A 12,011-nucleotide genomic window follows, 5' to 3' on the forward strand; every position below is an offset into this window, starting at 1 on the left:
TCGCGTCCGCGATGCAGTCGGCCTACCTGCAGGGCGTGAAAACTGTACTCCCCATCTTGCTCAGAATTTGTGTGCTCCTCGGTTAGCGCGCTCCATCTACTCTTCGCCTACAGATTGCTTCTACTCGCACAGCCCCGATCCCCGGTTGCGGTGCAGCGCCCATCCACATAGGAACCATCGCTATGGACGAGTCTAAAACTCAAGGAAGAATTGAACCATATACCCATCCTGCCGCTGGTTGGGGGGCACTAAAGTATGTCGCCATCAATCTTCTAAAAGAGAGGGTAGCGGGAGGAAAGTATCGGACGCTATTCAAGCAGAATCAGCCGGATGGCTTCGACTGCCCCGGCTGCGCGTGGCCGGACCGGGAGCATGCCTCCACCTTTGAGTTCTGCGAAAACGGTGTGAAGGCGGTCGCTGCCGAAGCCACAAGCAAGCGCGTCACGCCCGATTTCCTGGCCCAGCACACAGTTGCGGAACTGCTGAAACAGTCAGATTTTGAACTGGAGCAGCATGGCAGGTTGACGGACCCGGTGGTCTACGATTCAAAGACTGACAAATACAAGCCGATTGCCTGGGGCGATGCGTTCGCGCTTATCGCCAAACACTTGAATCGGCTTGATGACCCGAATCGTGCAACCTTCTATACGTCGGGTCGGGCCAGCAATGAAGCCGCGTTCCTGTATCAGCTTTTCGTGCGCGCCTACGGGACAAATAACTTCCCCGACTGCTCCAACATGTGCCACGAGGCCACCAGCCGGGGCCTGCCAGGTACGGTCGGGATCGGCAAAGCGACGGTGACGCTTGATGATTTTGAGCACTGCGACACGATCATCGTGTTTGGCCAGAACCCGGCGACCAATCATCCGCGCATGCTCGGCGAACTTCGCGAAGCCGCCAAGCGAGGCGTGACACTCGTATCGGTAAACCCGCTCCGAGAACGCGGACTCGAGCGCTTCACCAGCCCTCAGCATCCCCTGGAGATGCTGACGCTGTCGAGTACGCAGATCTGCTCGACATTCATTCGCCCAACGCTTAGCGGCGACTTCGCACTGCTGAAGGGCGTAGCGAAGCGCGTGGTGGAACTGGATGACGAAGCGCTCGCGAACGGGAAACCACGAGTGCTCGATGTGGACTTCATCAAGGCACATACCTCCGGTTTCAAGCAGTTCGCCGAAGATTTGAGAGCGGAAAGCTGGGCGCTTATCGTCAAGGAGTCCGGCGTACCCTATGAAGAAGTCGATGCACTCGCCAAAATCTATTGCAAGGGTGAGCGTGTCATCGTGACCTGGGGCATGGGCTTGACGCAGCACAAGAACTCCGTCGCCACAATTCACATGCTGTCCAATCTGATGATGATGCGGGGAAACATCGGGCGGGAGGGGGCGGGACTGCTGCCCGTTCGCGGACACTCGAATGTCCAGGGTGACCGGACGATGGGCATCGAAGAGCAGCCTGAGCCAGCATTCCTGGACCGGCTCAAGGAAGTGTTTGGCTTCGAACCGCCTCGCCATCACGGCATGGATGTGGTTGCGACCGTCGACGGCATGCTTGATGGCACGGTTAAGGTCTTTATCGGCCTGGGCGGCAATTTCGCGATGGCAACGCCAGATACGCCTCGCACCTGGGAAGGGCTTCGCGCGTGCGACCTGACGGTGCAAATTGCCACGAAGCTGAATCGCAGCCATCTCATTCATGGCAGGGATGCCCTGATCCTTCCGACCCTGGGGCGCACAGAAATCGACATGCAAGCCGGAGTCGCCCAGGGTGTGACCGTGGAAGACTCGGTCTGCATGGTCCATATCTCGTATGGCATCAACGAGCCGGCCTCGCCCAACCTGATGTCAGAGACCGCTATTGTGGCGAGAATCGCTGAGGCCACCCTCGGCGGCAGCAAAATTGAATGGCTCTGGTATGCCGAAGATTACGCCCGCATCCGGGACGCTATCGAGAAAGTCGTTGAAGGCTTCCATGATTACAACGCCCGTATCGCCGAACCGGGTGGCTTCCACCTCCGGGTTGCGTCTCGCGAGCGTGTCTGGAAGACGCCAAGCGGCACGGCGCAATTCGTAGTCCATGAAATCGAACAGGACACACCGATTCACCGGGCCCGCGCGAAGTACGGCGAGAAATTGATGGTTCTGATGACCACGCGCTCGCACGACCAGTACAACACCACCATCTACGGCCTCGACGACCGTTACCGCGGCGTCTTCGGCCAGCGTCGCGTGATTTTCGCGAATCGGGCGGACATTGACATGCTCGGCTTTGCGCCCGGCGAATTTGTCGACCTGATTGGCGTCTGGGATGACGGCATCTCGCGGCGCGCCGACCGGTTCCTCCTGGTTGAATACGACATTCCGCGCGGTTGCATGGGCGCTTACTACCCGGAAACCAATCCATTGGTTCCGCTTGACAGCTTTGCCGACGTAGCGCGTACCCCTACTTCGAAGTCGATACCGATTCTTCTCGAGCGCTCGGCTCCTGACGCCTAGCGGGGCGCCGGCGGCATCGAGAGTTGGCCACTCCCTTTCGAGGGGTCCGCCGACTCGCCTCGCGCCCGGGGGTTACTCAATCAGGTCGGAAGGTTATTTTTCATTTGAGCGGAGGCACCAAAATGCCAGTTAGTGATGTCCTGAATTTATCAAGGGCCCAGTTTGCCATGACGGCAATCTTCCACATACTGTGGCCGATCTTAACCATTAGCCTTTCAGCATTTCTTCTCGTCGTCGAGACGCTTTGGATCAAGACTGGCAACGTGGCGTATTACCGGCATGCACGGTTCTGGAGCAAGCTGCTGGTGCTGAACTTCGCAGTGGGTGTCGTGAGCGGGATTCCCATGGAGTTTCAGTTCGGGACAAACTGGGCGCCGTTCTCGCAGCATTCCGGGCAGTTCCTGGGGAACATCCTGGGGTTTGAGGGCGCCATGGCCTTCATGCTGGAGGCTGGGTTCGTCGGAGTGATGATGTTCGGGTGGGACCGTGTATCTCGCGGAACGCATCTGTTTGCGACCGGCATGGTCGCATTTGGCTCCACCCTCTCGGCTTTCTGGATCATGGTTGCCAACTCCTGGATGCAGACGCCGGCCGGTGTGACTGTGGTCGATGGAAAGGTTGTGGTTGCCGACTATCTGCGCGCGATCTTCAACCCGGACATGATCTGGGGCGTCACGCACATGTGGGTGGCCGCAATCGAGACCGGCCTGTTTGTGGTCGCCGGCATCTCCGCTTACTACTTGCTAAAGCGCCGGAATCCTGAGTTCTTTGCCCGCTCCTTCAAGCTCGCGCTATGGATCCTGGTGTTCGTTGCCCCGCTGCAGGTTTGGCTGGGCGACTCGAGCGGTGTCGACGTGTTCGAGACGCAACCTGCCAAGGGCGCGGCAATCGAAGGCCACTGGCACACGAATCCGTCGGGACAGGGCGCATCATGGTCACTATTGGCATGGCCGAATCAGGCCAAGCAGGAAAACGATTGGTCCATTGAAGTACCCGGCATGCTGAGTATCCTTGGCACCCATAGCCTGACGGGCAAGGTGACAGGCCTCGCCGATATCGCCCGCGAAGACCAACCCACCATGCTGCCGCTGCTTTACTACGCCTTCCGTGTGATGGCGGGAATCGGCTTCCTCTTTGTGGTACTGGCGTTCTGGACGGCATACGTTTTCCGCAAGACCCGAGGCAGGCTGAGCGCACTGCTTGAGAACCGGATGCTGCTGCTTGCCTGGGTGTTGTGCATTCCTCTGCCCTATATCGCGGTGGAGTGCGGGTGGATCGTCCGCGAAGTGGGTCGTCAACCCTGGATTGTCTACGGACTACTGAGGACCCGGGATGCGGTTTCGGCGGTTCCCGCAAGTGCAGTGTCAGGGAGCATGTTCATGTTCGCCGCATTCTATGTAGTGCTGTTCATTTCCTTCTTTGTCTTTGCGAAGAAGTGGCTGAAGAAGGGGCCGGATCTCACACTCATGCCGCCGGTAGAGCAGGTTCGTGCCGTCCCCGCCGCGCATTCTGGCTATTGATATGGCTTTGAAAGCAGGAAGCTGAAATCTTTACATAGAGGGAAAAAATGAATTCGTCTCCAACCTCCATGCTTACCATTGCGTGGTTCGGTCTTATTGGTTTATTTCTGATATTTTATGTCATTACCGATGGATTCGATCTCGGTGTCGGCATACTGAGTCTTTTCACGAAAAAGGAAGAGCACCGCGACTCCATTTTCGCTTCGATTGCCCACGTCTGGGATGCGAATGAAACGTGGTTGGTCGCACTCGGCGGTGCCCTCTTCGGGGCATTTCCAGGCGCATACGCGATGCTGCTGCAAAGCTTGTACGTGCCAATCATGGTGTTGATCGCGAGTCTCATTCTGCGCGGTGCGGCGATCGAATTTCGGCACGCGGCGCACCGCAAGCGCGGCTGGGACCTCATTTTTGGCATCGGCAGTTTGCTGGCGGCAGTTACCCAGGGTGTCATTCTCGGCAAGGTGATTACAGGCCTTGCACCCGGGATCGGTAGCGAGGGCTTCACCGTGGTTGCTGCTGTGGGCGTAACAGCAGGTTATGCGCTCCTTGGCGCAACGTACCTGGTCAAGAAGGTAAGTGGTCAGCTTGAGCAGATTGCCCGCCGCTACACCGTCATCAGCATGCTCCTCACAGCTGCCTCTGCCATCCTGTTGTCCGCCGGCACCATGCTGTTTAGCCCGATTGTCCAAGCGCGCTGGGCGCAACCTGGCGTATTTCATGTCCTTGTTGCACTGGCTACGCTTGCGATCCTGTCGTTTGTCTACATCGCTTATGCTCTGCGCGTAGGCAGTGTCCGGGGACCTTTCCGGGCATCGGTGCTGATTTTCATCGTTTCGTTCGCGGGCCTGGCGATCAGCCTGTTCCCGAGCCTTATCCCCGGCCAGCTCACCATCACGGCAGCAGCGTCGGAGAATCCCACGTTGGTGTTCATGCTGTTGGGGATTGGTACCGTCCTGCCCATCATGATTGGATACAACCTTTACCAGTACCACGTCTTCCGTGGGAAGGTCGTTGCCCACCACTAGCCCGGCGGAACCGGCATCAAGCCGCATGGCATGGCGCCATGCGGCTTCTGCCGCCAGAAAAGGGTGGCCGTAGAAGACCCCCTGTCGCTTGATTTCAACGTAAATCGGCTGGTTTGTGCAAATTAAAGGATGAGGATGGTGGAAGAGCGAAGGGATTCGTTGATGATTGTTCGAAATCGATTCGAAAGATTCATTGGTGTCGGGGAGCTGGTCGGCTTGATTCTGATCGGATTGGCCACAAGCTTCGCAATGGGGCATGAGGCGTGGAAGGTTGTGGAAATTGGGCAGGTAACGCTGACGGATCTGCTCCTCATGTTTCTCTATCTCGAGGTTCTGGCCATGGTGGCAAGATACCTGAAACTAGGGCAACTCCCGGTCCGCTTTCCGCTCTATATCGCCATGGTTTCGCTGGCCAGAGACCTGATACTCCGCTATAACGAGGCGACCGAGTTGCATCTGCTCGCATCCAGTCTGGGAATCGTATTGCTTGCCCTGGGTGTGCTCATCCTGCGCTTTGGCCAATCCAAGTACCCGAGTAGCGACGACACGGGACCGGAGGAGCCGATACGATAGACCCGAGAATCTCTTGGGCTATTGCCTGATGGTATCCGGTGGGGACGCGCTCGGTGCCAGTCAGGCGTTTGTTCGCTATCGTTCCGGCCATCCTGATGACTATAATGAAAGCCATGCCGAAGTGGCGGCGGATCAACTTCGCTCTTCCTCACGAGCTTGAGGAGATGGCAGCTTGAAACTATATGAGAAACTTGTTGCCGAGATCGAGGCCATGGTCTCGCATGGGGTACTCCTGCCGGGAGAAAAGATACCTTCCGTGAGGCAAACCAGCCTGCACCACCAGGTCAGCATGACGACGGTGATACGTGCCTATGTGCATCTGGAGAGCAAGGGCATTATTGAGAGTCGGCCCCAGTCCGGCTATTTTGTACGACGGCGCGCAGGCGAGCCGGTCGGCATGGAACTGCGAGCATCACAGCCGATTCCGATTTCCGCGGAGGTCGACGTTAGCAGGCTTGTGTTATCCACACTTAGGTCGATACGCGGGCACAACGCCGTTCCCTTTGGTTCTCCCTATCCCGATCCGTCCCTGTTTCCCTGGCGGCGCCTTAATCAATATGCAAGCACGATAGCGCGCCGGCATCCGCACTGGGATGTCATGGATGATTTGCCGCCCGGAAACACGCAATTGATAAGGCAAATTGCCCGGCGGCACCTGGAAAATGGACTTTCTGTCGACCCGAACGAGATAATTGTGACGGTCGGGGCAACCGAGGCTATTAACCTATGCCTGCAAGCGGTGGCGCAGCATGGGGACACTGTGGCCGTCGAGTCGCCGACGTTTTACGCAATGCTGCATGCGATAGAGCGCATGGGGATGAAGGCAATCGAGGTCGCGACCGATCCTCGCGAGGGCATCGATCTGGGTGCGCTTTCGAAGATAATCAGCGGACAGAAGATTGCCGCTTGCATGGTGATGCCAAATTTCCATAATCCTCTTGGCTTTCAGATGCCGGATGAGAAGAAGCGGGCGCTGGTAAAGCTACTTTCCGAACACGATATTCCAGTCATAGAGAACGATGTCTACAACGAGCTTTATTATGGAGAGAGCCATCCCGGTTCGCTGAAGTCCTATGACGAAAAAGGACTGGTTCTATATTGCGCTTCCTTCTCGAAGAGCCTTGCAGTCGCCCATCGCATCGGCTGGGCCATGCCTGGACGGTATCGCGATAAAGTGGAGAAGCTGAAATTCCTAAATACACTGACGACCCCCTCGCTCCCGCAGATGGCAATTGCCGAGTATTTAAAAAATGATGGATATGATCATCATCTTCGAAAGGTGAGGCGTACCTACGCTCAGCAAGCTAGCATCATGGTGTCAATGGTGAATCGCTTTTTCCCCGCCGGAACAAGCACTTCGCACCCCGTGGGCGGCTATGTCCTCTGGGTCGAGCTACCGGACAGCGTAGACTCCATGAAGTTGTATCGCAGCGCCCTCGAACAGGGAATCACGGTCGGACCGGGTTATATGTTCTCCCCATCCAATGGGTTCAAGAATTTCATTCGCCTTAATTATAGCTACGCCTGGACGCCGCAGTTGGAGAGTGCCTTGATCACGCTTGGCAAGATAGTTACCTCTTGCATTTGAGTTTCGATTGGAGCCCGCGCGCCCCCTCCGGCACGCGAATGAATGCGACCAAAGGCGCATTTCGAGTATGATTTGGGCATTGAAAGGCACTTCCATGGCAGCCGGAGCGAGGCGAACTTCCGCGACGCCGCGAGACTGTTATCCCCGCTTCTTCGCGCCCCTGTATGCCCCTCCCAACGCCACTGGCGTCTACTCTTGCAGTGCGTCTCGTCCGTCGATAGCACTCGTGAAATTACTGGATGCGTGCCGTTCGAGAATCGCGGAATCAGTAGCCTGATGCACGTACGGCTCATTGCGCCGCTGCGGTGGTTTGAGTGGGCCGCCAGTCACACAATGCGAGAGGGTGTGGGAATGAACGAAAATTCGGATTCGAACAGATATCTGGTGGCGGTGGAGTTTCTGATCGCGCTTGGTGGCGTTGTCATTTTTATGTGCAGCATCCTGGCTTCTAGCCAAATCTAATCATTTCGAATCATAAGCGACAGCTTGCGCTGTCCCCGCGACGTGCCGGATCTCGACGGTCAGGTGGAACGTGCTGCGGTGCTTCAAACATATTCACAAAGTGTTGGTGCCGGCAGCCCGAGGTGCCTGCGCAGAAGTAAGGCGCACTTGGGCAGAGAGTACCCCAGGGTGTGGTTGCCCTCGCCTGCCATCAGCCGTGACTCCCTCACGCCCAGGACTACATTGCTGGTGTTGTTTCGGCGGTGGGTAAGTGTCGGCCTTGGCACCCTCTTGACCGTCTCATTAGAGGGTAGCGGCCGTGCTGCTTCCCCATTTGCCGGGCACCCTTTCTCTCATATTCCTGGCCTGTCCTCGCCTCGATCGAACAACGATCCCGAGGTGGCTGCGTCCTGTCTCCGCGACAGGGCTGTCTTGATTCACGCAAGCCGCAATGTCGAGCGCCCGGCTGAACCCGGCCTCGCGATCGCTTTTCGACGACTGCATCTGTAGTCCTCGCTTGTTGGCCATTCTGTATCTTCGTGTCCGACAACCGGTTCGTACAATGGCTTCAGTGCAATTCACTTCTACTACGAGTGAGCGGCGATCGTCGCCGCGTTGACTATTTCTATGGGCAAGCCAATGTACTGCGAAGAACGGAGCGAGCGCAGCGGATTCAGGGAGCGCGAGATCGTACGTCACCGTGGCGTGATACAGACACGGGACAACGATAAGGTGGCCGAGGAGTTTCCAATCGCCTTGGTGTTCAACGGCATCTCACATGCCGTGATGATGGCGACCCCGCGCGATCTGGAGGCCTTTGCAGTTGGATTCGCGCTGACCGAGGGAATTGTCGGCAGTGCCCGCGAGATCTTCGATATCGAGGTGCTCATGCGCGAGGATAGCGCCGAGGTGCAGCTGACCGTGGGACAGCCATCCTTTCTCGCATTGAAGGGGCGACGACGTGCGCTTGCCGGACGGACTGGCTGCGGAGTATGCGGAATCGAGAGTATTGAACTTCTGGACTTGCACCCGGAACGCATTGAACCGCCGGCGATGCACGTTGTCGCGACGAATGTCGTCATTGCGCGTGCTGCCGAGGCGCTACAGGACCATCAGTTGCTCATGCGAGCGACCGGCGGCGTGCACGCGGCTGCCTGGTGCAATCCGGAAGGAGAAATTCTCGCCGTGTACGAGGACGTGGGCCGTCACAACGGCCTCGACAAGCTCATCGGTGCCCTGGCCATGAAAAGGATCGACATGAAGGCGGGTTTCGTCTTTCTGTCGAGCCGCGCCAGCTACGAGCTGGTGCGAAAGACAGCGCGAATGAATATTCCAATGCTTGCCACGATCTCCGCGCCCACCTCCCTGGCAATCAGCATCGCCGAGCAGGCGGGCATGAAGCTTGTGAGCTTCTGCAGGAAGGACGGCTTCGTTGAGTACACCGAGATCTGAGCGTAATCACGCCGCAAGCCGCGGACGCGAAGATGCGATCGGGAAGCGCGCTGCGTCGTAATGAGGCTGGAAGAGAAGACCGAATGAACCACGCAAACAATATGTTCCTGAACTGTGCAGTGATGACGGTGAGCGACACGCGAACACCGGATGATGATGGCTCCGGCGACTATCTGGTAGATGTACTCTCACGTGAGGGGCATCGATGTGTAGACCGCGATATTGTCAAGGACAACATCTACGAGATTCGTCGCATCTTTAGCGAGTGGATTGCCGATTCCAGGATTCAGGTGATCATCAGCAGTGGTGGCACGGGCTTCTCCCTGGCGAATTCTCTCCCGGAGGCGGTGAGGCCACTGCTGGACAAAGAGATAACCGGCTTCGGGGAGATCTTCCGGCAGCTTTCCTACGGGGAGGTCGGTAGTTCAACGATCCAGTCACGTGCGCTGGCCGGGTACGCGAACGGGAAGTTGCTGTTCTGTCTTCCCGGAGCCACCAAGTCCTGCGTGACCGCGTGGGAGGGAATCATTCGAGATCAGTTGGACTGCACCTACCTGCCCGGCAACTTTGCGACGCACCTCGCTTCGACAGGCGGGTGATACAAGCGAGCGTGAATTATGGTCGAATTTGATTGTGCACAGGCCATACTTGCCCGCAGCGGATCAGGGCGCAATGGATGGCTACGCGATGCGGCACGCTGATTATCGGCCCGGTTGCACGGTGCCGGTGCAGCAGCGGTGAGAAAGGTCGACACATCAGCGGGCTGCGATTCGCAGTCGCCGGGTCGAGACCGGACGCTGGCTAAAGCTTCTTCTGCAACCCGTCGCCGTGGCCCGGAGCGTCTGGTGATGGGCCATGCTAAATGGAATCAATCGTGAATACAGGTGTGCAACATGGCTAGCTGGCTGAGTGCACGGCAATGGCTCTTTTCGCTAAAGGTGTATGCGGCAGCGATGCTGGCGCTGTACATCGCGCTCGCCCTTGCATTGCCCCGACCCTACTGGGCAATGGCGACGGTCTATCTCGTGTCCAATCCGGTGACGGGAGCGACGCGTGCCAAGGCGGCCTATCGCGTAGTGGGCACGCTGCTGGGCGCAACCGCCGCGGTGGTGACGGTGCCCCTCCTGGTCAATGCGCCTGTGTTGCTGATGGGGGCGATTTCGCTCTGGTCTGGCGCGCTGCTCTATCTATCCCTGCTTGATCGGGCACCGCGCAACTACATCTTCCTTCTGAGTGCCTACACACTGCCTATCGTTGCGCTGCCGGCGGTCAGCCAGCCTGTGGAAATCTTCGACCTGGCCATCGCTCGCGTCGAGGAAATCGTCATCGGGATCGTCTGCGCCGGCATGGTGAGTGCCTTGTTCTTCCCCACGAAAGTGGCGCCGACCTTGCGCGACAGGGCGGCTGCCTGGCTCGGCGACGCGGGGCAGTGGGCCGCGGAAATTCTGTCGGCCGCGCCGGACTCGAATGCGTTCTCGCATGAAAATCGGCATCGCCTGGTATCCGACATTTCCACGATAGACCAGTTGATCAAGCAGCTCTCTTATGACACCGAGGGTACCGAGTCCCTGCGTAATGCCCGCGCACTGTGGGAGCGGATGGCCATGCTGTTACCGTTGCTGTCGTCATTGGCAGGTGTAGTGCGGGCGTTGCGGAGTCAACTGGCTGGCATCCCCGAGGACCTGGCCCGCCATATGACCGAAATGTCGCGCTGGATCCGCGGAGGCTTTTACGGTCCGGCACCGACCCAGATACCGCCAGCCACGCCCCCCGCCGCGAATGGGATGGCACCGGGCTGGCATGCGAGCCTGGTGGCTACCGCCAACGAGCTGTTGCTCGCGCTGGCGGCGTTGGGCGAAGATTGCCGGGCACTGCAACGCAGCATCGGCGACCGGACCACCGGATCCAGCGAATCTCCGCTAAGGGTGCGCGGGCTGTCCGCCGACCGTGCCAGTCATCATGATCACGGCATGTTGCTCTTCTATGCCTGCTCCACCAGTCTTGCTGTTTTTTGCGCGGGCCTGCTGTGGATCGTGTCGCAGTGGGAGGCCGGGGCCGGGGCCGTCGTGCTGGCGGCAGTCACCAGCTGCTTCTTTGCCACGATTGAGGAGCCACGGTCGGCGGCGCATTCCTTTTTGCGGTGGAGCGGCGTCTGTTTCGCCGTGTCCGCCTTTTACCTGTTCGCGGTAGTGCCATATGCGCATGATTTCGTGACGCTGGCTGGCATGCTGGCAGTGCCATACCTTGGGATCGGCTTGCTGCTGCCAAGGCCGGGGTTCAATCTCATCGCGCTGCTCTTGTCGCTGAATACGGCGTCCTTCGCGAACTTTCAGAGTGTCTTTGACGCCAACTTTCTTGCCACCATCAACGGTAGCCTGGCGAGCATCGGCGGCATGCTGTTCGCGCCTCTGTGGGCCATGGCGACACGGCCGTTTGGCGCCCGAGTCGCGGCGCGCCGCCTGATTCGCGCGAGCTGGAAGGACCTGGCGCAGGCTGCCACCTGCAGCGAAGCACCAAAAGTGGCAAAGCTGGGTGGCCGCATGGTGGACCGGCTTAACCAACTTGCGCCGCGGCTGACGGCAAGCGTCGGGAACATGCCTTCGGATGGTTTCGCCGAGTTGCAAATCGGATTCAGCTTGCTGGCCCTGCGGCGCGGTCTGTCCGCCATGCGACCCCAGGCGCGCAGGGCGGTAACCGGTGTGTTGAACGCCGTCGCGAGCCATTTTCGCGCCCGGCTCGGAACCGGGACGGGTTCGGCGTCGCCAGCCACGCTCCGCGCATGTATCGAGAAGGCCATCGGAGAACTTGCCGCCTTCCCGGGCGACGGCACTCGACATGCTCTGGCTGCCCTGGTGGTGCTCCGGCTGACCTTGTATCCGATAGGGAAAGAATCGCAGGAGGTATCACCTTGATCCGG

At 58.5% G+C, this 12,011-nt stretch carries 8 protein-coding genes; all 8 read left to right on the top strand.

From position 1 onward, the window contains the following. Positions 1-182: 182 nt before the first annotated feature. The 8 genes from AC1DS6_RS05340 (at position 183) to AC1DS6_RS05375 (ending at position 12,006) form a co-directional block, all read left to right on the top strand. Positions 183-2,495 carry an FdhF/YdeP family oxidoreductase gene (locus AC1DS6_RS05340; protein WP_441625037.1) on the top strand — a complete coding sequence of 771 codons (2,313 nt, stop codon included), beginning with the start codon at positions 183-185 and terminating at the stop codon, positions 2,493-2,495. A 122-nt stretch (positions 2,496-2,617) separates the two neighbouring features. Next, positions 2,618-4,015 (top strand): cytochrome ubiquinol oxidase subunit I, encoded by a 1,398-nt coding sequence (locus tag AC1DS6_RS05345; RefSeq protein ID WP_477102223.1) that lies wholly within the window; start codon positions 2,618-2,620, stop codon positions 4,013-4,015. Positions 4,016-4,062: 47 nt separating this feature from the next. Then, complete coding sequence (locus tag AC1DS6_RS05350) at positions 4,063-5,040, top strand: cytochrome d ubiquinol oxidase subunit II (protein ID WP_477102224.1); 978 nt, start codon at positions 4,063-4,065, stop codon at positions 5,038-5,040. A 162-nt stretch (positions 5,041-5,202) separates the two neighbouring features. Further along, positions 5,203-5,613 carry a phosphate-starvation-inducible protein PsiE gene (locus AC1DS6_RS05355; RefSeq protein ID WP_235185034.1) on the top strand — a complete coding sequence of 137 codons (411 nt, stop codon included), beginning with the start codon at positions 5,203-5,205 and terminating at the stop codon, positions 5,611-5,613. Between the two features lie 172 nt (positions 5,614-5,785). Continuing rightward, positions 5,786-7,201 (top strand): aminotransferase-like domain-containing protein, encoded by a 1,416-nt coding sequence (locus AC1DS6_RS05360; RefSeq protein WP_441625045.1) that lies wholly within the window; start codon positions 5,786-5,788, stop codon positions 7,199-7,201. 1,080 nt (positions 7,202-8,281) lie between these two features. Beyond that, positions 8,282-9,094, top strand: a complete 813-nt coding sequence (fdhD, locus tag AC1DS6_RS05365; protein WP_477102225.1) for a formate dehydrogenase accessory sulfurtransferase FdhD — start codon at positions 8,282-8,284, stop codon at positions 9,092-9,094. Between the two features lie 83 nt (positions 9,095-9,177). After that, entirely contained in the window at positions 9,178-9,693 is a 516-nt protein-coding gene (locus AC1DS6_RS05370; protein ID WP_441625049.1) for a molybdenum cofactor synthesis domain-containing protein, read from the top strand. A gap of 294 nt (positions 9,694-9,987) precedes the next feature. Beyond that, positions 9,988-12,006 carry an FUSC family protein gene (locus tag AC1DS6_RS05375; RefSeq protein WP_477102226.1) on the top strand — a complete coding sequence of 673 codons (2,019 nt, stop codon included), beginning with the start codon at positions 9,988-9,990 and terminating at the stop codon, positions 12,004-12,006. The last annotated feature ends 5 nt before the right edge of the window (positions 12,007-12,011 follow it).

The sequence above is a fragment of the Cupriavidus sp. 05L310 genome (assembly GCF_056398185.1).